The 22571-nt window shown below is 48.7% G+C and carries 18 protein-coding genes; 9 read left to right on the top strand and 9 right to left on the bottom strand.

What is annotated here, in order from left to right:
- The first annotated feature begins 170 nt into the window (after window positions 1–170).
- The 3 genes from IC229_RS00615 to IC229_RS00625 all read left to right on the top strand — a co-directional run bounded on the left by IC229_RS00615 (window position 171) and on the right by IC229_RS00625 (window position 4708).
- Window positions 171–2831, top strand: coding sequence for a TonB-dependent receptor domain-containing protein (locus IC229_RS00615; RefSeq protein WP_190884985.1), 2661 nt, complete (start codon window positions 171–173; stop codon window positions 2829–2831).
- A 59-nt stretch (window positions 2832–2890) separates the two neighbouring features.
- Window positions 2891–3487: a YceI family protein gene (locus IC229_RS00620; protein ID WP_190884986.1), complete on the top strand. Its 597-nt coding sequence runs from the start codon at window positions 2891–2893 to the stop codon at window positions 3485–3487.
- Between the two features lie 291 nt (window positions 3488–3778).
- The gene (locus tag IC229_RS00625; RefSeq protein WP_190884987.1) at window positions 3779–4708 is read left to right on the top strand and encodes a polysaccharide deacetylase family protein; all 930 of its coding nucleotides are present in this window, start codon (window positions 3779–3781) and stop codon (window positions 4706–4708) included.
- 154 nt (window positions 4709–4862) lie between these two features.
- On the opposite strand, the gene IC229_RS00630 is transcribed toward IC229_RS00625, so the two are convergent.
- The 3 genes from IC229_RS00630 to IC229_RS00640 form a co-directional block, all read right to left on the bottom strand.
- A complete protein-coding gene (locus IC229_RS00630) occupies window positions 4863–5696 on the bottom strand; it encodes a ThuA domain-containing protein (RefSeq protein ID WP_190884988.1) in 834 nt (277 codons plus the stop codon).
- A 95-nt stretch (window positions 5697–5791) separates the two neighbouring features.
- Complete coding sequence (locus tag IC229_RS00635) at window positions 5792–6817, bottom strand: sugar phosphate isomerase/epimerase family protein (protein ID WP_190884989.1); 1026 nt, start codon at window positions 6815–6817, stop codon at window positions 5792–5794.
- A 51-nt stretch (window positions 6818–6868) separates the two neighbouring features.
- Complete coding sequence (locus tag IC229_RS00640) at window positions 6869–9643, bottom strand: PQQ-dependent sugar dehydrogenase (protein WP_190884990.1); 2775 nt, start codon at window positions 9641–9643, stop codon at window positions 6869–6871.
- Between the two features lie 87 nt (window positions 9644–9730).
- Between IC229_RS00640 and IC229_RS00645 the strand changes: the two genes are divergently transcribed.
- Window positions 9731–10504 (top strand): NUDIX hydrolase, encoded by a 774-nt coding sequence (locus tag IC229_RS00645; protein ID WP_190884991.1) that lies wholly within the window; start codon window positions 9731–9733, stop codon window positions 10502–10504.
- 169 nt (window positions 10505–10673) lie between these two features.
- A complete protein-coding gene (locus tag IC229_RS00650) occupies window positions 10674–11219 on the top strand; it encodes a YdeI/OmpD-associated family protein (protein ID WP_190884992.1) in 546 nt (181 codons plus the stop codon).
- Window positions 11220–11318: 99 nt separating this feature from the next.
- Here IC229_RS00650 and IC229_RS00655 read toward each other — a convergent pair whose 3' ends face one another.
- Entirely contained in the window at window positions 11319–12254 is a 936-nt protein-coding gene (locus IC229_RS00655) for a tryptophan 2,3-dioxygenase family protein (protein ID WP_190884993.1), read from the bottom strand.
- A 99-nt stretch (window positions 12255–12353) separates the two neighbouring features.
- Here IC229_RS00655 and IC229_RS00660 point away from each other — a divergent pair, with 99 nt between their 5' ends.
- Window positions 12354–13076: an SDR family oxidoreductase gene (locus tag IC229_RS00660; protein WP_190884994.1), complete on the top strand. Its 723-nt coding sequence runs from the start codon at window positions 12354–12356 to the stop codon at window positions 13074–13076.
- Between the two features lie 69 nt (window positions 13077–13145).
- Here IC229_RS00660 and IC229_RS00665 read toward each other — a convergent pair whose 3' ends face one another.
- Window positions 13146–14117, bottom strand: coding sequence for an aldo/keto reductase (locus IC229_RS00665; RefSeq protein WP_190884995.1), 972 nt, complete (start codon window positions 14115–14117; stop codon window positions 13146–13148).
- 103 nt (window positions 14118–14220) lie between these two features.
- On the opposite strand from IC229_RS00665, the gene IC229_RS00670 reads away from it, so the two are divergent.
- Both IC229_RS00670 and IC229_RS00675 read left to right on the top strand, forming a co-directional pair.
- Window positions 14221–14517 carry a putative quinol monooxygenase gene (locus IC229_RS00670; protein ID WP_190884996.1) on the top strand — a complete coding sequence of 99 codons (297 nt, stop codon included), beginning with the start codon at window positions 14221–14223 and terminating at the stop codon, window positions 14515–14517.
- Between the two features lie 184 nt (window positions 14518–14701).
- Window positions 14702–18259, top strand: coding sequence for a carboxypeptidase-like regulatory domain-containing protein (locus tag IC229_RS00675; RefSeq protein WP_190884997.1), 3558 nt, complete (start codon window positions 14702–14704; stop codon window positions 18257–18259).
- 9 nt (window positions 18260–18268) lie between these two features.
- Here the strand turns inward: IC229_RS00675 and IC229_RS00680 are convergent, their stop codons facing one another.
- A complete protein-coding gene (locus IC229_RS00680; protein ID WP_190884998.1) occupies window positions 18269–18790 on the bottom strand; it encodes a hypothetical protein in 522 nt (173 codons plus the stop codon).
- Window positions 18791–18797: 7 nt separating this feature from the next.
- Window positions 18798–19388 (bottom strand): GNAT family N-acetyltransferase, encoded by a 591-nt coding sequence (locus IC229_RS00685; RefSeq protein WP_223833789.1) that lies wholly within the window; start codon window positions 19386–19388, stop codon window positions 18798–18800.
- A gap of 11 nt (window positions 19389–19399) precedes the next feature.
- Between IC229_RS00685 and IC229_RS00690 the strand changes: the two genes are divergently transcribed.
- Window positions 19400–19861 carry a hypothetical protein gene (locus tag IC229_RS00690; RefSeq protein ID WP_190884999.1) on the top strand — a complete coding sequence of 154 codons (462 nt, stop codon included), beginning with the start codon at window positions 19400–19402 and terminating at the stop codon, window positions 19859–19861.
- Window positions 19862–19935: 74 nt separating this feature from the next.
- Here the strand turns inward: IC229_RS00690 and IC229_RS00695 are convergent, their stop codons facing one another.
- Together IC229_RS00695 and IC229_RS00700 are read right to left on the bottom strand one after the other, a co-directional pair.
- Window positions 19936–21654: a GMC oxidoreductase gene (locus IC229_RS00695; protein ID WP_190885000.1), complete on the bottom strand. Its 1719-nt coding sequence runs from the start codon at window positions 21652–21654 to the stop codon at window positions 19936–19938.
- Window positions 21655–21765: 111 nt separating this feature from the next.
- Window positions 21766–22479, bottom strand: coding sequence for a gluconate 2-dehydrogenase subunit 3 family protein (locus tag IC229_RS00700; RefSeq protein WP_190885001.1), 714 nt, complete (start codon window positions 22477–22479; stop codon window positions 21766–21768).
- Window positions 22480–22571 lie beyond the last annotated feature (92 nt).

Here is a 22571-nt window from a genome sequence, read left to right on the forward strand (position 1 = left end):
TGGGCCTTTCTGCCGATAAACGGCGTTACTACATTAATTGCCTGTGTATAAAACCATTCATCGGCTAAAATCGACTTTCTGCCGATTTTTTTGGCGACTCAGTCTATTCCATTTTATGGATTAAAACCCCGTATGTTGTTTTGCTTCCGAATTTTTGAATCGAAATAATAATGCGTAAGCAACAATTACTTCTCTTATTAACAATCGGACTCTGGAGTGGTTTCACAAAAATCCAGGCAACTTACGCTCAATTTGGCCCTCCGGGTGGTGGCCCCGGCGGTCCGGGTGGGTTTGGTCGGCAGCAGGACGGACGCCGTCAGAAAGAGGAATTTACGGGTGTGGCTGACGATGCACCAAAAGGCAATGGTAAAATATCGGGGCTTTTGGTCGATTCATTGTCCGGTAAGCCTGTCGAATTTGCCACTGTAGCGCTTATCAGTACGAAAACGAATAAACCAGTCGACGGTACTACGTCCGATGCGAAGGGGAATTTTACGTTAAGCAAACTGGCTCCGGGCGATTTCCGGCTTCAGTACTCGTTCATTGGGTATAAAAATTCGGATTCCAAACCTTTCACCATTGTCAAAGGAACCGACTTGAAAATGGGTTCGGTTAAACTGGCTCCCGACGTTCGCACACTGGGTGAAGTTGTGGTAACGGGTCAGGCCGCGCTCATTGAAGAGAAAGTTGACCGGCTGGTTTTCAATGCCGATAAAGATATTGCAGTCAAAGGCGGTGACGCCAGTGACATTCTGAAGCGCGTACCGATGCTGTCAGTCGACCTCGACGGGAACGTATCACTACGTGGTAGCCAGAATATTCGGGTGTTGATCAACAACAAACCGTCGACCATCGTAGCGGCAAGCGTAGCCGATGCGTTGAAACAGCTTCCCGCCGATATGATTAAAACGGTGGAAGTAATTACCAGTCCGTCAGCAAAATACGATGCTGAGGGAGCCGCTGGTATCATCAACATTATTACTAAAAAGAATACGCTGCACGGTCTAACGCTGAACGTAGATGCTGGCGTTGGTCTGCGGGCATCAAACCTCGGCCTCAATGGGTCGTATCGGCAGGGTAAGTTAGGTATTACGTTGGGTGGTTTTGGCCGGATGATGTACAACCGGGCTTCGTCGACGCTCGATCAGACGACACGTTCTGGTACGCAACCCCTACGTACCCTCCAGGATAATTCAGCCTTCGATAAGCCCATATTTGGCCAATATAACTTAGGCTTCGATTACGATCTGGCGAAAAATCAGTCGCTGTCGGCCAACGTGCGGTTTGGTACGCGGAATTTTATCCAGGAGCAAAACCAGTTGACCAGTACGTATTCGGGCCAATCACTGATTAGTCAGATGAATCGTGACGTAGACCGGAAAGATTTGTCGAATTCGGTGGACATGAACCTCGATTATATCCGCACCTTCAAACCGCAGCAGGAGTGGAGTATTTCGACCCAATACAGCCGCACCAACCTGACCAATAATTTCTTTGCCGACGTTCTCACCAGTACGGGGGCTCTAAGCGCGCGCCAGCAGAACCTGAATAACAACGTCAACCAGGAAATGACAATTCAGTCTGATTATCAGACGCCCATCAAGAAAAATCAATTGCTTGAATTCGGTGGTAAAGCCATCATGCGTAAAGTTGACAGCGATTATCGATACCTGATTGGTGGTGGATCTGGTGAGTTGTCAATCGATCCTAACAACCCAACTGGCGCTTTATCGTACAATCAGAATATCGGCGCTGGCTATATTTCGTATACCTACGTAACGCCGAGCAAATACACGTTCAAAATCGGGACGCGGTACGAACACACGAGCATTACGGCCAACCAATCGACGGAGGTTGTGAAAAACAAACCGCTGAATATTCCGAGCTATGGTAACCTGGTGCCGAGTATCAACGTATCGAAAAGCTTGAAAGCCGGTACTACGTTAAAAGCTGCCTACAACCGCCGTATTCAGCGACCTGGTTTACAGCAACTTAATCCGAACGTAAACGCTGCTAACCCGCAGATGATTATGCAGGGTAATCCGAACCTCAGCCCCGAACTGACCGACAACGCAGAACTGAGCCTGAGTTCAACCATCAAAAAAACGTATCTAAACGTATCGGTATTTGGCCGACTGACCAACAACGCCATTACGCAGGTTCGAATTCCGGTTGATACGTCGCTGTATGATTTTCCGGCAGGGGCAATCCTGACTACGTTCCAGAACATCGGGGTGCAACGTACCATGGGTGCTAACGTGTTCTTCAACACCAACTTAACCTCAAAATGGAGTTTGAACGGTGGATTTGATGGGTACTACGTGTATATGCAGGGTGCCACGCCCGGATTGGATGGTAAGTCGATGACAATCAGTAATACCGGTATCAGCATTGGCGGACGTCTTATGAGCCAATTACAACTCGACAAAGGTTGGAGCGCACAGGTTTTCAGCTTCTTCCGTGGACCGATGCCACAATTGCAGGGAACGCAGGGCGGGTTCTACATGTACTCGCTCGGTATCCGGAAAGATCTGGCCAACAAACGAGGTAGCGTTGGTTTGGCGGCAGAAAACTTCATTGGCAATGGCGTTGTGATGCGTACCCAACTGGATTCTCCGATTCTATCGCAAGTGAGTGTGAACCGGTTATACAATCAAAACGTAAAACTGACCTTTACGTACCGTATCGGTAAAATGAGTTTTGACGCACCTCGCCGGAAAGCTCGCTCGGTAAATAATGATGACGTAAAAGCAGGCGAAGGTGGTAATGATGGTGGTCAGCCCCAGCAGCAACAGCAATCGGCTCCGACTGGCGGTGGCCGCCCTCGGTAAATTTTAATGTAAATTGACTTTAGATTAAAACCAACAATAAACCAACCACTTATTTACCAATGAAGAACCAATTCAAACCTTTGCTACTTGCGGCATCGATGCTGCTGGCTTTTTCAACTTCTTACGCTCAGACCTGGGCCCTGGACAAATCCCACGCTAAAGTAGGATTTACGGTGACGCACATGATGCTGGCGGAGGTAGACGGTCAATTTAAAACATTCGAAGCCAAAATAACGTCGTCAAAACCTGATTTCTCGGATGCTGTGTTTGAATACAGCGCAGACGTGAACAGTATCGACACTGGCAACGAACGTCGTGACGGCGATATGAAGAGTGAGAAATGGTTCGATGCTGCCAAATTCCCAACGCTGACCTTCAAAAGCAAGTCATTCCAGAAAGTGGCTGACAACAAATTCAAGTTAACCGGCGACCTGACTATACATGGCGTGACCAAGCCTGTTACGTTGGATGGAACGATGGTAGGACCCAAACAAATGCAGGGTCGTGATGGAAAACCTGGACCAGAAAAAGTAGGCTTTAAATTAGTTGGAACAATCAAACGTACGGATTTTGGCGTTGGTGGTTCTGGTGCTATGCCTGTGAGCGAAGAGGTTGAACTGAGAGCAACCGGTGAATTTACAAAACAAGCTATGTAATCGCGGGAACGTATTAAACAGTAAATCGGGCTTCTTAAGATTTCTTCGAGGAAATTTTAGGAAGCCCGATTCGTTTTAGGTTGTCATGCTGACGCAGGAAGCATCTTAAAGCATCTTTACTGACCCGTTTGGATGCTTTAAGATGCTTCCTGCGTCAGCATGACAAAAAGCATCAGAATATACTACATGTCAATGTCAAACGGTTTGGCCTAAAATTTGACTAATATTTTTCAACGTATCATACTAACATCATTCTGGTTTTACTTAAGTTTGAAAGAATATTCATAAACTATGTTTACGCGAAAAGTTTTATCGCTCTCTACAGCGCTTATCCTCTCTATTGTAGTTTCCAACAGTCTTACGAGTTGTCAGTCAAAAGGGTCGACCGCCAACGAAGCTACCACCGAAAAAACGGCTACGTCGGCTTCTGCCGACAAACCTAAAGGGGCCGAAGCTGCTACGTCAGCCCCTGATCCATCGACCATTCCAGCGGATAAAATCGCTAATGCGGCAACGATTCTGGCGCGGCCACAGGTACCTGTTTTGTGTTACCACCAGGTTCGCGACTGGCGGGCCAGTGATTCGAAAACCGCGAAAGATTACATCATTCCGGTAGCATCATTTAAAGAACAAATGCAGATGCTGGCCGATAGCGGCTATCATACCGTTCTGCCCGATCAGGTGTATGCGTATCTGGCTACAGGTGCCAAACTGCCATCTAAACCCGTCATGATTACCTTCGATGATGGCGATTTGGACCAGTACGAAACAGCCGCTCCGATTCTGGAGAAACACGGTTTCAAAGGCGCATTTTTCATTATGACCGTTGCGATTGGTCGTCGTGGGAAACAGCCATATATGGACAAAATGCAGATCAAGGACCTGTCGGATCGTGGACATACCATCGGTGCACATACCTGGGATCACCACAACGTAAAGAAATATCAGGGTGACGACTGGAAAATCCAGATTGAAGAGCCAAAAGCTAAACTTGAAGCCATCACGGGTAAACCAGTAAAATACTTTGCATATCCGTTTGGCTTATGGAACAAACAGGCACTACCTGAATTGCAGAAACGGGGTTACGCAGCCGCCTTTACGCTAGCCGATAAACCAGACGATCAAATGCCACTCTACACCATCCGTCGTATCATTGCCGGTGGTCAGTGGAAAACATCAACGATGTATCGGAACATGATTCAGAGCTTCGACGGAAAATAAATTTTTGTCTATGACTATTTTTTCATCCTGAGTAACGAAGGATCTTTAAGCATCTAAATTCGCGGATAAGGATAATTAAGATGCTTTGTTCCTCAGCATGACAAAGCGAAAAAAGCGGCCATCGAGCCGCTTTTTTCATTTTTAATACATTCACTTAGAAATGGCCAGCCCACTCAATACCCGCTACAATGTGCGGGAAGGCATTTTTATCAGTGAAGGTTTCGTCGGTATGGCCCATGCCCGTATAGAAGATACGTCCTTGCCCAACGGTATTGATCCACGAAATCGGATGATCACCACCCATGGCTTTGGGCCACGTAGCTTTATACGTAGCTTCGTTCAGTGTCAGTAAAACTTTAATGCTGTCTTTGCCGCGAACGCTCTGTTTGAAATTATACCACTCATCTTTTCTACGCCATGTTGAGGGCAAATGTTTGGTTGTCGGGTGCGTCCGGTCGTCAGTGATGATTTCGGCTTCGGGCGTATGTTCCGGGTAAAGCGGGTGGTCGCGGAAGTGCGTGCCGAGCATGTGATCATACCAGTCCCAGGCGTATTCCGTGTCGGAAGCCGCGTGAATACCGACGTAGCCACCGCCGTTTTCAATAAATCTCTCAAAGGCTTTTTCCTGCTCCGAAGTCAGAATATCGCCTGTAGTTGATAGAAAGACCACGACTTTGAATCGACTCAAATAATCGTCGTTGAAAAACGCGCCATTTTCGATACTACGTACATCCCAACCCTTACCAGCTTTTTTCAGCGCTTCAATACCCGGTTCGATGGATTCGTGCCGAAAACCGTTTGTCTTGGAGAAAATTAATATGCCTTTGTCGCCCACCGCGCCCGGATCGGCGGGGCGAGCCGTATCAAATACAGGTTTCTGCCAGGGGAGCGTCCGGGTAACATACATGCCAAAAACGACAAATCCACCGATTAGGAATACCAGAACACCTACGATGCCCAGGAATATTTTCAGTAGTTTACGTGTCATGATTTTGTAGGTTTAGGCACAGAGATGCAAAGAGGAGACACGGAGATTCACAGAGGTTTAACTATTTCCTCTGTGAATCTCCGTGTTACAAAAAATTAAGCTAATTCAGTTCGAACACGCTCCAGCAAAACCTTAGTAGCACGAATGCCATCGGTAGCGGATAGGTAACCGCCAGTTGGGTTGTACATATTCATTACGCCACCTTCGTATTCAATACCGACGTAACCACTGAAGCCAGCGTCTTTAATAATCTTGAACATGCGTCGGAAATCGATATCAGGTTCGTTGCCCTGAGCGTCGAACTTGTGCGTTTTGGCGCTGATACCTTTGGCGTAGGGCATCATTTTCTTCACACCTTCATATTTGTCAAATTCCTTCAGGCATTTGGTGCCCATGATACCCTTTATGTCATTGGTTTCGGGTTTGCTACGTTGCTGGCAGAAATTTCCAAAATCGGGTAGCAGACCAGCGTTAGGCATGTTGACCTGTTTCAGAACGCCCACCAGCCAGTCGATATCGGTGGAGTTACCGAAATGATTTTCGACGATTACGTTCATTTTTGACTTGGCGGCAAATTCGAGCAATTTGTGATAACCATCAGCTGCTGCTTTAGCGGCTTCTTCAGCCGGGTCGTCTGGTGTTCCGGTCAGGGCTTTGGAACTGTCACCCAGATTGACCCGGATGGAACTACATCCCAGGAATTTAGCGGCATCAACCCAGGCGTAGTGCGATTCTACAGCTTTTTCGCGTTTAGCAGCATCTAAATCGGCAATGTTGGCTCCATCGACCATGATGAGATTGTTTTTCATCCCCAAATCATCGCAGCGTTGTTTAAGGTCTTTTAGATACGCTTGATCGGTATGCTTGTTATTGAAAAACATCGATACGTATTCCAGTACATTGATGCCGAAATCCTTTTTTGCTTTTGCCGGAAAATCCAGATTTGTCATCTTACCCGACATGATGTCCGGGAAATACGAAAACTCCGCCAGCGAAATCTCAAAGTTGAATTTTTTGGCAGACGTATCGGCGAAGGAAGGCATAGGAAGCACAGACGACAGACTCATACCGGCGGCTGTCAGGCCGAGTTGATTCAGGAATTGGCGACGTGATTGGGTCATGATTTTGATAAAAAAGCCCCCTCCTGAATTCAGGAGAGGAGAGGGGTGAAATCAGTTAGAAAATTCAACAGTAGCTGGGACGAACAACGGAGACTTGCCCGCTTTTTCATTCTTAAACACAAAATATAGATCGTGTTGACCGCTAGCTGGCGTTACGTTCACCTTAGCCTTGCTGAGCTTAAATATGTCGGCGGGATCATTGCTTGGATTAGGAGTAAGCTCCTCTGTTTGACCAAGTAATTGCCCTTCGGGAGAATCAAGGTGAACTTCGATACGTCCGCCAACGCAGATGAGTTGCGCTTTGGGAACCGCCACCGCAAATTCCATCGACCGAATACCTGTCATATCAATTTTGTTGAACGCTACGTTGGTACCCGACGCCATCACAATAACAATCGGGAAAGGCTGGGTCGCCATTTTGAATAACGTAACACCCTTCGATTGACTGTTGCTTGAACCCAACGCCACAACCGGATTACGTAGCGTCAGAGCCTCTTCCGTGGTTTGGGCCGCAATTCCATTAGCACCTTTGTCTTTGTACGATGCCTGCAAAACGAGATTTCCTTTTTCTTCCTTGCCAGGGGTATACGTTCCTTTTGTGGGAAGCGTTGGTGTAGCGACTTTCTTGTCTGATAGAGTCAGGATGTATTTTACAATCTCACCAGCATCGGCTGAGGCCAACTGCGGGTGGGCTGTCATGATGGCATCGCCCCAGACGCCCCCACCACCTTTGATGATTTTATTCGACAGACTTGCTACGGCATTGGCGTCGCTTTTATAGCGTTTCGCTACGTCGATAAACGATGGACCAACGGATTTTTTGTCGGTGAAATGGCAGGCTTTGCAATCGCTTTTTTCCATCAGTACTTTACCCGTACCGAGATACGTCGATTCTGAAAATTTGTGTCCTGCCTCACTGGCTCCCTGCGAACCGACTTCATTCTGGTACGTTGCCCGAACCATTACCTGTTTCGGAAGGATTTTTCCACTTGCCAGACTGCCGTCCTCTTTATCTGCTACGTTCACCTGATACGCAATTGGCTCCCCAGGAAAGTAAAAGCTCTTATTACCCTTCGTAATCGCTAACTCGACAGCCGGGGGCTGATTGCCTGTCAATACGTCGATTTCGCGTGAATCTTTGAGGCCGTGCGCATCCGTTACGGTCAGAATCGCTTTGTACTGACCGGGTTTCTGGAATGTAAAGGTTGGATTAGGCCCGTTCAAAAGCGTTGGCTGACCACCAGCTTTCGACACGACTCGCCATTGATACGTCATCGCGTCGCCATCGAAATCTTTCGTCCCTTCCGATGATAAGGTAACTTTCAACGGAACTGCGCCCACTTTCTGACTGGCCGAAGCCACTACGTTCGGTTTTCGATTTCCGGCGTTGAATTCAATTTTGACCAGCCGGGAGTCGTCGTTTTTCAGGAACCAGCCGGTGCCGTATTCCAGTACGTAGAGGTCGCCGTTTGGGCCGAACGCCATGTCGATGGGATGGCTGAATGCCATGTTGGGCAGAAACCGCTCTACGTTATTCATTTTGCCTTCGCTATCGTAGCTAACCGACAGGATCATGTCGCGCATCCACTCGAAGAGGAACGTTTTGCCGTTGTAATATTCCGGGAATGCACGCTTGGCACCTTTAAAATCATCCTGATAATACGTTGGACCAGCCATCGCACTACGTCCGCCCGTACCCATAAAGGGAAATTTCTTGCTGTCGGCAGCCGGGTAAAAAATCATAGCTGGCTGAGCAGGAGGGAGGTCGCGCAGGCCCGTATTGTTCGGGGAGTCATTGAGTGGATGGGCCGGGTCGAACTTATCGCCGGATTTATTGGTGGTAAAATCTACGTCGTTGTAGGCTTTATTGTCGCCTACGAAATAAGGCCAGCCGAAATTCCCAGCCTTTCGCGCCTGATTATATTCGTCCTCAGCCTGTGGCCCGACACCCGCCGAATCAGCACCCGCATCGGGACCTACATCGCCCCAATATAAGTAACCCGTGTGTTTATCGACTGCAATACGATACGGGTTTCGGTGACCCATCGTATAAATTTCCGGGCGCGTTTTGGCGGTGCCTTTTGGAAATAGGTTTCCTTCTGGAATTGTATACGTACCGTCAGCTTCGGGGTGAATACGTAGTATTTTTCCACGAAGATCGTTTGTATTCCCCGACGATTTCTGCGCATCCCAGGGACCACGACCGGGCCGCTCGTCGATGGGGGCGTATAACGTAGCACGTGGGCTGGTGTTATCGCCGGTCGAAAGGTACAGATTGCCGTCGCGGTCCCAATCGATTGAGCCGCCGGTGTGACAGCACTGTTCTCGCTGAACTGCCACTTCCAGTAGCACCTTTTTCGAGGAAAGGACTAGTTCGTCGCCTTTCATCTCATAGCGGGTCAGGATGTTCTTGGGTTCGGTACCAGCGGGCGAATAGTAAAAGTAAATCCAATGGTTTTTGGCAAAGTTTGGGTCGATGTTTACCCCTAGTAAGCCATCTTCGGCCTCAGTTTCAGTCCCTTCCTTATCTTTATACTTCGTACTGACCGGAATCGTCGCAATAGTTTTTACCTGCTTCGTCGTTGGTGAATAAAGCTGAACGTTTCCATGCCGTTCGATAAAAATAATCCGCTCATCGGGCAGAATGGTCATTTCTAGAGGTTCATTCAGTTTCTCGGCTAGTACTATTTTTGTGAAACGATTTTCATCGGGTTTATCGCCGGGGGCCGTCAATGGCCTTGTCGAGTACGCCCAAAGACCGATGGCACCTACACTAAGCATAGCTGCCATTCGATATGGTTGTAATAAAGATAAATAACGTATCATAGGAGATGTGTAAATTTTACACAATGATACGTATTTCTTAACCAATGTGTATTCTGTACACACTATATTTGTTATTAAAATTTCTTCATGGAATACAAAAAACAAGTACAGCGGTTAATTCAGGAGTTTAAAACGGATTTTTTGCCGTCCGTATCGGTAGACCTTGTCATTTTCGGTTTTCACGATGGGCAGCTAAAAGTTCTGCTGCTACGTTGGAAGAACACCGAAGACTGGTGTTTGCCGGGAGGACGTATCCGCCATGAAGAGAGTCTGGACGATGCGGCTTACCGGAGCTTACACGGACGTACTGGCCTGACCGAAATTTTCTTACAACAGTTTCACACCTTTGGCGACACAAGGCGCTACGTTCATTTTAGTCAGGAACAGACGATGTTAAGACTAGGATTGGCTGAGGAAGATTTGCAGGAATTTTCCAATCGCGACGTATCGGTTGGGTATTACGCGCTGGTCGAATTTGCCAACGTAGTACCGACGCCCGATTTCTTCACGGACGAATGCCGCTGGTGGGACATCAATCAGGTGCCACCGCTCCTGTTCGATCATAACGACATGATTACGTTGGCACTGAAAACGCTACGTCGGCAATTGACGTATCAGCCGATTGGCTATAATTTGTTGCCGGAGAAGTTCACGATGCCTGATTTACAACAACTTTACGAAACCATTCTGGGCCAATCGCTTGACCGGCGAAATTTTCAGAAGCGGATGCTCGGCTACGACATTCTGGAGCGCTTGGAGGAACGAAAAACCGGAGGAGCCCACAAAGCGCCTTATTTGTACCGTTTCGATAAAGAGAAGTACGAAAAAGCGCTGGCCGATGAGATTTTGTTTGTGGGGTAATAAAAAATGCTCAATAATTAGTACGAGTACGTAAAACTCAGGTTAAATCGAGCCCCGTTAGCGCGGGTATACGTAGCGTTGGCCGCATAAAACTGCGACACTATCCAAAAACCGGAACGAGCAAAAGTTGCCTGAATGGAGTTAATTTGTAACTCTGTACAAGTCAATCATGCCCTCGTTTACTACGACCCTTCTCAAGTTCGGCGAAAAAGGCGATAAGACGCGCTGGATGTATATTGAAATTCCGATTAACGTAACGGATGAACTGAAACCCGGCCAGAAAAAAACGTTCCGGGTAAAGGGAACGCTCGACGATTTTCCCATTCACCAAATTGCACTGTTACCCCTCGGTCGTTCTGTGGAACGTATCACCGACGGCCTGGAAGGCGGCTTTATGATGCCCATCAACGCAGCCATGCGTCGGGGTATGGGAAAGCACGACGAAGGAACGACCGTCCGTGTTACGTTGGAAGTTGACGATGAGCCACTTGCCCTTTCGGCTGACCTGCTCGCCTGTCTGGACGATGACCCCGGCGCGAAACGACATTTCGATACGTTGGCGAAAAGCCATCAGCAGTATTTCAGCAAATGGATTGAGGATGCTAAAAGTCCGGAGACCAAAGAAAAACGGCTCGTAGAGGCAATACGTGGGCTGGCAATGGGTATGAACTTCGGCGAAACGATTCGGTATTTCAGGAAACAGAAATTAGGTTAACCGCAAAGAGCGCCAAGGATTTCGCAGAGGATCGCAAAGTATAGTCAGTGTTTTTTGCGATCCTTTGCGAAATCCTTGGTGCTCTTTGCGGTTAATCAATTACTCTTCACTGGTAGGTAATTCGGCTGACTGCCCCCACGTTTGCCGTTCGGCTTCGGTCCAGAGTTCGGGGAAAAATAGAATTTGCTGCTGTTTAGGCGGTAGGTACGTTTGCCAGTTGGTGCCGCCTGTTGCCTTAATATCCTCAGGTTGCTTGTGTAAATACTGCACCGCCGACCGTAAATGAGCCAACTTCCAACGAATATTCACGCGCCAGTCGTATTCGCGAAGTGCCTTTATTACGTCTGCATTAACCTGATTTTGCTGTTTCAAAAATTGATAACGCTGATACAGATTTTTGCCTTCGTAAGCTTCAGCTAGTTGAATAAGTTTCGACGCATTGTGCTGATCGAATTGCCGGAGCGTGAGGGTACGTTGTTGAGTAGCGAGTTCAGTAGCGCCCTGTTTCCAGTACATAAATTCGTACAGATCAGAAATGTAAGCTGGTTCTTCAGGTGGCGAAACCAGTAAGTTTCGAAAGTTGGTCGAGACGATTTCGATTTGCCGGAACTGCACCGATTGAAACCCGCTCGATGGTAGCAGGGCCATTCGAAATTTCAGAAACTGTTCCCGCTCCATACCCATAATCATCACGCCAAACGATTCTTCCAACAGCGTGAAATAGCGATTCAGGCGACCTACACGTGCCACAAAGAAATCGGCGGTCAATACGTCGATGTTGGCAATCTGTTCGACTTCGTGGAGTATTAGCTTGAAATACAGTTCTGTAATCTGGTGATACGTAACGAAAATCAGTTCGTCTGGGTAGGCAGTTTTAGGATTTTGGAGTGATAATAATGTTTCGAGGTGAATGTAATCCCAATACGTCAGGTAATCGGCCTGGAGCAGCCCTTCGAGATACGAAGCCATATCCTGCCCCATAGCTGCGAATTTCTGTTCCAGTTGATTTAGCTTGTCAGTGAGTGAATCGTACATGGTTTTGTTGTTATGAAGCGAACGTAAAGGTCGTAAGTCGCTACGTTCTTTGCGAACTTTGCGTGTACCTTTGCGGCCTTTCTGAACTAAGAATTCTGTATGAACGTAGAAAATAAAACCGTCATTATTTCGGGTGCATCGCGGGGAATTGGCCGCGCAACGGCCCTGATGCTGGCTCATCATGGTGCCAACGTAGTGGTTACGGCACGTAACGCCGACGAGCTAACTGCGCTTGAAAAAGAAGCTACGGAGGGCCACGTTCGGGGCAAAATCGTGGCTGTTCCGGGCGATGTGAGCAACGAAGCTGACATGGCTAACGTAGTAAAAACCACCCTCGAACAGTTTCATCACATCGACGTAGTGATTAACAATGCCGGGTACGGCGTTTTCAAAAACATCGACGAGATTTCGGCCACCGAATGGGACGATCTGATGGCGACGAATGTAAAAGGTACGTTCCTGCTGACCAAAGCCGCGCTGCCTTTCCTGAAATCGCAACGTAACGGTCATATCGTAGTGGTTGCCTCCGACGTAGCAAAACGGACGTTTGCGGGCGGGGCTTTATACACGGCCAGTAAGTATGCACAGGAAGCCTTTACGGGGGCGCTACGTAAGGAAGTTCGTCCCTACAACATCAAAGTGACGGGCGTCTACTCTGGTCTGGTCGATTCAAGTTTTCACGCCGAAGGCCACCGGCAGGAGAGTCGGGGAAGCTGGCTCAAAAACGAGGACATGGCCGAGTCGATGCTGTTCATCGTCAGCCGTCCGGCACACGTAGTGATCGACGAATTCATGGTTCACCCGCTTTCGCAGGAGTACTAGGGGATGTATGAAGTAGGATATATGATGCAGCAACTCATGCATCATATATCCTACTTCATACATAAACCATTATTGGCTCCAGCTCGTTGGCGTCCTATCCCAACGGTGGCCTTTCAGGTCACGGAGCGATTCAGGAGTGAGAGCATTGCCATCGCTGGCGGCAATGTTGGCTTCTACGTTCCGTATCTGACGCATACCCGGAATGGTCGTGTGAACATCGGGATTGCTCAGAATGAAACGTAGCGCCATTTCGGGCATAGTCATCCCGTTTGGAATGAGTGGCTTTAACGCTTCAGCATGGTCGACGCTGGCGTTGAGATTTTCCGGAACAAAATACGTAGAACGCCAGTCATTGGCCGGAAACGTCGTTTCTTTCGTCAACGTACCCGTAAGCGTTCCTTCATCGAACGGTACGCGGGCAATCACTCCGATGTTCAATTCCCGGCAAAGCGGGAATAAGTTGTCTTCGGGATTTTGATCGAAAATATTGTAGATAACCTGAACAGCATCGATCAGCCGGGTACGTAGCGTATTGAGGCAATTCTCTGGCTCCCAGCGATTAACCGATACGCCCCACGCCTGCACTTTCCCCTGTTGTGTGAGTTTGGTAATGGCCTCTTTCCATTCATCCTGCTCAGCCCAGCCGTCTTCCCAAACGTGAAACTGCTGTAAGTCAATTGTTTCGACGCCAAGATTTTTCAGGCTTTTTTCGGTGTATTCTACGATATAATCCGCCGGAAAAACATCGCTCAGCTTATAGTCAGGCCTTGAAGGCCATTTGCGGTTTTTGGGCGGAATTTTGGTAGCTGCGTACAGTTTTTTATCAGGATGATTTTTCAGGAGCTGGTTCAACACTTCTTCGCTGACACCATCGCCATACGCCCAGGCCGTGTCGAAAAAGTTGCAGCCCAATTCTACGGAGCGTTCGAGGGCGCGAAGAACCTCCTGTTTATCGGAGCCTGTCCAGCCGGCCAGCCCCCACATACCGTAACCAATTTCAGAAACCTGCCAGCCCGTTCGGCCAAATGTGCGATAGTTCATAGTTTAATGAAAAATGAATACCGGATCGCCGGTGCGATGAAAAATGAAAAGCAAAGGCTATCTTGTTTTTAACCGCAATTGAAAACCATTATTCATTAAAACTATGCTCGTTCGTATTGTTCGCATGACGTTCCAGCCGGATAAGCTGGCCGATTTTCAGGCTATTTTCGATACGTCGAAACAACAGATTCGGGCATTCCCCGGAAATTACCACCTCGAACTTCTCCGCGACCCCGACCAACCCAATGTTCGCATGACGTACAGTTTATGGGAATCAGCGGATGCTCTTGAAGCCTACCGACGTAGTGAATTGTTTCGAACAACCTGGGCCGCTACCAAAGTGCTATTCACGGAGCGAGCCGTAGCGTTTTCGGCAGAGAAACTGGAGGAAGTAACGTAGCAGTTTCGTCGTACCATTGGTTGCTACGTTGTCTGATGCTGAAATCTTGTTTTCTTTATCTCTTAGGTTTTGGTCAAACGTTTGAAATTCAGTATACTTATACTGATTTTAGCCGCCGTGCTACGTTGCCTCTATAGGTATAATTACGGAACTGAGTTCTTATTGGAAGGGTAACTTAATCGCTATGCGTTGCTCGTGCTTCATCGGTTGGATAACTGTCGTTCTGCTGCTAGGATCGACCCTGCTGGCTTATGGGCAAACAACCACACTAACCGGACACGTAGTAGATGCCACGACGGGAAAACCCATGCCGTTTGCCAACGTCTATGTGAACGGAACAACGCGTGGCGCAATCGCCGACGAAAACGGCTTTTATACGTTGGCTGGTATACCGCTGGGTACGGTCGAAATTGCGGCTTCGTTTGTTGGATATCAACCCACAAAGAATACATATCGATTCGACAATGCGACACCCCAAAAGGCGAATTTCCGCCTGAAACCGAGCGAACAAACTCTCAATGCTGTAACCGTCCGCGGCAATCCGAAGCGTTGGGAACGCCATTTACGTCAGTTTAAAAAGCAACTTTTCGGCGAGCCATTTGGCGGACAATGTCTTCTTGTAAACAGCGAGGTCCTCAATTTTAAAGAAGATAGAGAACATCTGTATGCAACGGCTACAGAGCCGTTGATTATTGAAAATCAGGCGATAGGTTACCGTCTGATCTATGATTTACAGCATTTTGATGCTACGGGAGAGGGAGTTTTTTATGCCGGAAATGCCCGTTTTGAGGAACTGAAACCTGAGAACGAACGGCAAGCCAACCGATTTCGACGTAATCAGCTCACTGCTTACAAAGGATCTATTCGCCATTTAATGGCCAGCTTGACCGATAATTCGTTCGAGCAGGCAGGTTTTCTGGTCTATCAGGAAGATATCACCAAAACGATGTCCCTCGAACGTCGGTCAATTACTCTTGCGGCTATGGTCAACGACTATAAGCGCCTGATTCCGATTAAGGTTTCTACGTTGATTCAACCCGGTCGTTTATCGACCGAACGGCGGCTGGTTTCGCCCATGAAACTGATCATTTTCAATACGAATGCCTTCTCATCGTACTCGCCTTATCCCGACGCGCGTTACGCTTATTCTGAAATGAAACTGCCTAACGGTCAGCTGCAAATGACTGTCGATGGCGTTATCACGATGCCTGAAGGTATGGAAGTAAAAGGCTCAATGGGTAATGACCGGCTATCGACTATGTTGCCAGCCGACTGGAAGCCCGAAGGTAATGAGAAGGAGACGCTTACAAACGGGCCATTGGCTATTCAGGGAAAACTCGCACCACCCGACGCCCGCATGGGACGTATCACTACCGCTTTCAACGAGCGATTCAAGGTGCTGGCCCCGCTAGTATTTGTGCACATTGATAAGCCCTTCTACGCCACCGGCGACCGACTCTGGATGAGTACGTATCTACTCGACGCTGCCAGTTACCAGCGGCCCGGTGGTGAAACGGCTATTCATGTCGATTTGCTTACATCGGCTGGCAACCTTGTGCAGCATCAGTGGGTACGTATAGTCGATGGAAGGGGTGAGGGTAATTTTCGCCTGTCGGATACGCTCGCGACGGGAACGTATCGTTTACGCGCCTATACCGATGAAGATGATGCCCAGCGACGCCCTGCTTTCGAACGATATGTAGCTGTTTACAACCTGTTTCAGAACAACATATCGTTACGTACCGACTCCGTTACTCAGCAATTAGACATTCAGATTTTGCCGGAAGGAGGCCGCTGGTTTGTGGGATTACCGGCACGGTTGGGTGTAAAAATTGTACAACCCAATGGGCACGGCTTGTCCATTGCAGGACGTATCGTCGATGATCTGGGAGCAGAAGTGGTACGTTTCAAAACCAATCAACAGGGAATGACTAGTGTGTTGATGGAGCCAAAAGCGCAGCATACGTACTACGCCGACGTAACGTATAACAACCAATCTCAACGTGTTCCTCTGCCCAAACCGGAAACCGAAGGAATTTTGCTTTCTGCCGATGCAATCAGTGACACTACTCGCCTGGCGTTGACCGTAATGAGTACGAATAAAGCCGTTAGCGACTCCGTGTACATGCTGATTCAGCAGCGCGGTCGGGTAATCGATCAACGAAAAATTCTGTTGCAAAATGGCGTAGCGAAGGTAAGTCTACCCATGATGACCTGGTTGCCGGGACTTACGCAAATAACTCTTTACGATGCCATCGCTAAGCCTCAAGCCGAGCGGTTAGTTTTTGTGCCCGAATTTATTGCGCCGGTGCGTGTGCTGATAGGATTCAACAAAACGCGGTATCAGCCACGTGAACAGGCCATCCTAAGTGTCAATCTGAACGATAATGGATTACCGGCGCTGGCCGCTTTATCGGCGTCGATTACCGATGCCGGGCAAGTGCCCAACGACAGTGCCGATGCTACGTTCCAGACGCATTTGTTGCTAACGGGCGAGTTGCGCGGACGTATCGAAAATCCCAACCAGTACGTGGTGAATCTCTCTGCCGAAACCCGACAGGCGCTGGACGATCTGCTCCTGACGCAGGGGTGGCGACGAGTGAGTGGCACGCCAGAAACGGAACAGCTTGGTGGCGTTTCGCTGATTGGGCGTATTTTGAATGCGAAAAACCAACCAATACCTGGAGCGCAGATCATGGTGGCGTCGACAGCTGCTGGGCAATCGTTCGTAAAATCGGCTGGTGCAGATGAAAAAGGGCGATTCCGATTGGCGGGTATGGCCATTACTGATACTATTCAATTAATGACGCAACTCACTGATCGTCAGTTGAAAGATATTCCGGCTAAAGAAGCCTTTCTGGTTCAGGAAAGACCAGGTAAACTGTGGGAATCTGGTAAAACAACCACTGCCCCAAACTGGTCGACATTGCGGGCTCAACTGGAAGCTGCCCGAATTCGGCAGGAAGCAAACACCGATTTTTACCGCGATAAAACGGTGAAAGTGTTGAAAGAAGTGACGGTTCGAGCGCGAAAAAATGATGAACGCCCTGATGATATTAAACGGCGTAGTTTGCACAATGAGGCTGATGCCGTTCTTGTGTTCGATGACAAATCGCCAAACTACCCAAATCTATACGAAATGATCCAGGGACGATTGGCGGGCGTGACGGTTACCCGAACCAGTCCGCCACCAGGCGGGTCAGCACCGCCTGGATATCAGGTTCTTATACGGGGCGTGAGTAGTTTTAAAAGTGGTACACAGCCACTCTACTTACTCGATGGCATGCCCATTCAGGACCCTGATGGAACGGCTTTGCTAAGCTTCAATCCGGGCGATATCGAACGTGTCGAAGTGTTGAAAAATGCTGGTACAGCTGGTATATATGGGGTTCGGGGAGGTAATGGCGTTATTGCTTTTTACTCCAAAAGCGCACGTTCCATGCAGGGAAGCGGAAAACCCAAAGCGGGAATGACTCCGATTCAGTTCATTGGCTACCCGTCGGTGCAGCGCGAGTTCTACGTCCCACGCTACAATACAGAAGTAACGACCGACTCCATCTCTGGCCCCGTCGATTACCGGGACGTATTGTATTGGAAACCACTGATGCAAACCGACAGCCAGGGGCACAGCCAGCTACGTTTTCCGCTATCGGACGTAGTGCGGACCTTACGTGTGGTGATACAGGGCGTTACCGCCGATGGTCGTCCGGTGCTGGGTGTTCAGTTGGTTCGGGTTCAATAACGTAGTGACTTACTTTCCCCAGGTGGGTGTCGGTGTAGAGGAGTCGAACAGCTCATCGATGTAGTAACTTCGCCGGGGGCGTTTATCGCATTCGTCGTCCCCAATCGGGTAACGGCACGTAGCATACACCGTTACGTTGTCAGGATTCATCAGACTTATGAAAGCACCGTTCGGAAATTTATCGGTTTTGTGCGCACGGTTAAGCAGACAATGACCTAATTCGTGAAATATCAGACATTCCCGCTCCTGCTGGCTGGCCTTCTGCCAACAGAAATCGTCGATATTCAGAACGATACGTGGTGTTTTCCCCGGAATACATTCTCCGCAGACATCTTCTCCTAAAGTAGTTCCAAACGTAACGATCAGATTATTAGTAGCCACCGTTTTGTTACGTTGCTGGGCTTCCTGACGAAATGCCAGAATGAACGGCTCAACCTCGGCTGGTACGTTGTACTGAGGAGGTTCAGGCTGTGAATTGCTCTGACAACTTAACAGGCTAATCAGCAGGAAAAAGACCAGCAACTTATACATAAAGCCATTAGGAAAACGTCATAACGTAGTACTGACAAAGAAACGTCTGGCCAAACTCATGAATCTGTCGCTGATACGTTGGCTGGAATCCGTAACGTTCGTAAAAAGCCATTAGCTTCGGTCGCGTAGCATCCGTTTCGAGTTGTAACGTAGTGATTCCCCGTTTAAGACATTCCGTTCGACAGAAATTAATAATATGACTGAATAGATTTTGTCCGGCAAAAGGTCGGCGAATAGCGAGTTTATGGATGAAGCCGGACATATTGGGCGGTACGTCGGGCCAGAATAGCGGATCTTCCCATTGAAGAATCAGGACGGCGGCTGGTTCAGGCGCTTTACCCACTTCTTCTGCATACATCACGTAGAGATTGCCTGTGGTGTATTGATCCAGTAAGTTTTCGGGCGTAAGCGTATGAATTTCCCAAAGCTCCTGATTATTGTCAACGAGCCATTGACCCACTTCGCCCATGATGTCGATAGCCAGATCGGGTTGGTCGTTACGGAAAGAAAAAGTCATGGATGGTACGTTACTATCGTTCAGGTTGGCAAAATGACCGCTGATGCTACGTTTGAGTTTAACATTTAGCGACGTTGGCAAGTTAAGCACGTATGACGAAACTAAACAAAACAATCTTGCCTGCGCTGGGTAGCGGCCTGGTAGGAGCTACGGTGCTGACAGCGCTTCATGAAACGGCTCGCCAGTTCATTGACGAGGCCCCTCGTGCTGACATTCTTGGCGAACGTGCCATCAAAAAAGGGCTGAAAAAAGCGAAACTGAAAGTCCCTCCTAAAGATGAACTCTATTTCTGGACGTTGGGTGGTGATCTGCTTTCTAATGCGTTGTATTATAGCCTGGTTGGGCTGGCGAAACCAAAACATGCCGTACTGGCGGGTGCTACGTTGGGACTGGCTGCCGGAGCCGGAGCCGTAGGGTTACCCGGTCCGATGGGCTTGGGAACAGCTCCCAGCAGTCGGACGACAGCAACGGCTGCCATGACGGTAGGCTGGTATCTGATTGGAGGATTGGCAACAGCGGGGGCTTACTTGCTGCTGAAGCGTCGACTACGATAAAATGCAGCTATTTATGACGCTTCAGATGGATAACCAAGTGTCATAAATAACTACATTTCAGCAGATACGGAAAACTACAAATTCATTCGTTTTAACTCCTTCACGGCAAAATCGGCTGCGCGGGCAGTTAGAGCCATGTATGTCAGGGATGGGTTCACGCAGGAGGATGATACCATAGCAGCACCGTCGGTCACGAATACGTTTTTCGCGCCCCAAACCTGATTATTGGCGTTCAGTACCGACGTTTTCGGATCGCGACCCATGCGAGCGGCTCCCATTTCGTGAATGCCGATTCCCTGATTTTTATCGTTGTCGTTACGTGTTTTTACATTTTTGAGGCCAGCAGCTTCGAGCATTTCGGCAGCATCGTTCATCATCGCTTTCCGCATACCAATCGTGTTTTCGCCCCAACCAGCATCGAACTCAATGATCGGTAAGCCCCATTTATCTTTTTTATCGGAAAGACGCATGCGGTTGGTGGGGTCGGGGAGGGTTTCGCCAAAGCCGCCGATGTTAAATTCCCAGCGCCCCGGCTTGGTCAGGCTATCTTTAAACTCCGGTCCGAAACCATCTTTCGAAGCCCCAGCCACCCAATCCTGACGGGCACCGCGCCCCTGGTAACCAAAGCCGCGGACAAAGTCTTTCCGCTTATCATCGCCCCAGTTGGCGAAACGGGGAATGTAAATGCCGTTGCCGCGCCGACCGTAGTAATACATATCTTTCAACCCATCATATTCGCCCGATGCACCTGCTCCCAGATGGTGGTCCATCAGATTGCGGCCCAACTGGTCTGAGTCGTTACCCAGACCATTCTGGAAACGCTTCGACGTCGATTGCATCATAATCCAGGCGGTGTTCATGGTCGACGCATTCAGAAAGATGATTTTGGCGTAATATTCCTGATGCTGCTTTGTATTCTGGTCGATGACGCGTACGCCAACAGCTTTGTTTTTCTGGTCGTCGAAAATCACCTGATAGGCAATTTTATCGGTAATGATTGTCAGTCGACCGGTTTTCATGGCCGCTGGCAACGTAGAGGATTGCGTGCTGAAATACGCTCCAAACGGACATCCTCGAACGCATAAATTGCGGAACTGGCACGATGCCCGCCCGCCGTCTGTATGAATTTTCTGTGCGACTGAAAGAATGGCCGGACGACCAATAACCAGATGCCGACCTTTGAAATTCTTTTCAATGCCTGCTTTCGCATGCAGTTCGATGCTGTTCATCTGCATGGGCGGCACAAAATCGCCGTCGGGTAGTACAGCAAGGCCGTCCTTATTACCCGAAACGCCGGCAAATTTCTCTACGTAGGAGTACCAGGGCGCAATGTCTTTGTAACGTATCGGCCAGTCAGCACCATGTCCATCCTCAAGATTGGCGGTGAAGTCGCGTTCGTTAAGGCGATAACTTTGCCGTCCCCACATGATCGAGCGGCCACCCAGATGATAGCCCCGAATCCAGTCGTAGGGGCGTTTTTCGATGTACGGTACGTCGACATCTTTGGTAAACATGTGTCGCTGATCTTCGCCGGGTTTTCCGCCCGACCGGGCATTGGCCCAATACTCTTCGGCTGCCCATAATTCAATCTTGCCCCGGTGCGGAAACTCCCAGGGATCTTTCATGGCGGTGGGATAATCTGTTACGTGTTTGAGATCAGGCCCACGTTCGAGCATGAGCACTTTAAGGCCCTTTTCAGTCAGCTCTTTAGCTGCCCAGCCCCCTGATATACCGGAACCGACCACGATAGCATCGTAGGTCATTCCTTTTTTAGCGTCAAGATTAAGGTTCATTGAAATTAGTCGTTAGTCAAGAGTCAATAGTTTTTTAGAATTGGATTTAAACAATGGATAGTTGCCAGCCTAAATACACTTGACTGACGACGATCGACTATTGACTAAATTTTACGTTGCCCAAGCTTTCTGGCCTTCTTTTAGTTTAACGACGCCTTCGTAGCGGCCGGGGATTTTTACGTACTCAAGTGCCTGTGTACAGCCAATCTCCGAGCTAAAATAGCCCAGAACGGTTAGTTCTTTCACGAGTTTGAAGAATGGAATAAGGGGCGCATTTTTCTTTTCATCCTTCACTACAGCGCCAGTTTCGGCATCTACGAGTTTTGCCTCAGTTTGGTCGCTGCCAGCGGGGGCAAAAGCGCCTAATGTCGTTTCCGGGTTTTTGGCTAGTTTTTCCTGGCCCTTAGGTTGTTGCTTGGCTTCAGTTTTAGCTAGTTGTTCAAACTGCTTCAGGATGGCCGTCTTCTGATCAATCGGCAGTTCCACGAATGACTTGCTGTGGGTTTTCTGACTTTCGGCTTCAACAGCGTCCAATCCTTTCATGAAGTGTTCCTGCTGGTCGGGCTTGTAACAATCTTTCAGAATCAACTGGATAGTTTCGCCCACTTTCGCGGCCTTAGCACCCGGCGTAGACGTAGTAGGCATAATAACCTCCGTTATTTCGTCCAGTAATACCACCTGTTTAGGTTTCAAGGCAAATGCGGAAGGTACTCGTTTAGTAGCCCTATGGGGCTGGTATCCTGCGACAATGGCCGCCATTGATGGCGCTGAAAGGGCGCTTCCCATCGTAAGGGCTACCTGCAGAATGGCTTCTCTACGGTTCATGATACGTTCTGATTAACAGCCAGTAATGTGTATCTGTGTATCGGCTATGACCGACTGGATTACCATTATTCAGCTTTCTGTAAAACTACAAC

The sequence above is a fragment of the Spirosoma profusum genome, from assembly GCF_014699005.1.
Classification (GTDB): Bacteria; Bacteroidota; Bacteroidia; order Cytophagales; family Spirosomataceae; genus Spirosoma; species Spirosoma profusum.

Excerpts from the sequence above, each read along its gene's own strand:
- IC229_RS00690 (WP_190884999.1), top strand. The coding sequence starts at position 19,400 with ATGACGAAACTAAACAAAACAATCTTGCCTGCGCTGGGTAGCGGCCTG.
- IC229_RS00670 (WP_190884996.1), top strand. The coding sequence starts at position 14,221 with ATGCTCGTTCGTATTGTTCGCATGACGTTCCAGCCGGATAAGCTGGCC.
- IC229_RS00675 (WP_190884997.1), top strand. The coding sequence starts at position 14,702 with ATGCGTTGCTCGTGCTTCATCGGTTGGATAACTGTCGTTCTGCTGCTA.
- IC229_RS00660 (WP_190884994.1), top strand. The coding sequence starts at position 12,354 with ATGAACGTAGAAAATAAAACCGTCATTATTTCGGGTGCATCGCGGGGA.
- IC229_RS00655 (WP_190884993.1), bottom strand. The coding sequence starts at position 12,254 with ATGTACGATTCACTCACTGACAAGCTAAATCAACTGGAACAGAAATTC.
- IC229_RS00615 (WP_190884985.1), top strand. The coding sequence starts at position 171 with ATGCGTAAGCAACAATTACTTCTCTTATTAACAATCGGACTCTGGAGT.
- IC229_RS00695 (WP_190885000.1), bottom strand. The coding sequence starts at position 21,654 with ATGAACCTTAATCTTGACGCTAAAAAAGGAATGACCTACGATGCTATC.
- IC229_RS00700 (WP_190885001.1), bottom strand. The coding sequence starts at position 22,479 with ATGAACCGTAGAGAAGCCATTCTGCAGGTAGCCCTTACGATGGGAAGC.
- IC229_RS00625 (WP_190884987.1), top strand. The coding sequence starts at position 3,779 with ATGTTTACGCGAAAAGTTTTATCGCTCTCTACAGCGCTTATCCTCTCT.
- IC229_RS00630 (WP_190884988.1), bottom strand. The coding sequence starts at position 5,696 with ATGACACGTAAACTACTGAAAATATTCCTGGGCATCGTAGGTGTTCTG.
- IC229_RS00665 (WP_190884995.1), bottom strand. The coding sequence starts at position 14,117 with ATGAACTATCGCACATTTGGCCGAACGGGCTGGCAGGTTTCTGAAATT.
- IC229_RS00620 (WP_190884986.1), top strand. The coding sequence starts at position 2,891 with ATGAAGAACCAATTCAAACCTTTGCTACTTGCGGCATCGATGCTGCTG.
- IC229_RS00635 (WP_190884989.1), bottom strand. The coding sequence starts at position 6,817 with ATGACCCAATCACGTCGCCAATTCCTGAATCAACTCGGCCTGACAGCC.
- IC229_RS00680 (WP_190884998.1), bottom strand. The coding sequence starts at position 18,790 with ATGTATAAGTTGCTGGTCTTTTTCCTGCTGATTAGCCTGTTAAGTTGT.
- IC229_RS00650 (WP_190884992.1), top strand. The coding sequence starts at position 10,674 with ATGCCCTCGTTTACTACGACCCTTCTCAAGTTCGGCGAAAAAGGCGAT.
- IC229_RS00645 (WP_190884991.1), top strand. The coding sequence starts at position 9,731 with ATGGAATACAAAAAACAAGTACAGCGGTTAATTCAGGAGTTTAAAACG.
- IC229_RS00640 (WP_190884990.1), bottom strand. The coding sequence starts at position 9,643 with ATGATACGTTATTTATCTTTATTACAACCATATCGAATGGCAGCTATG.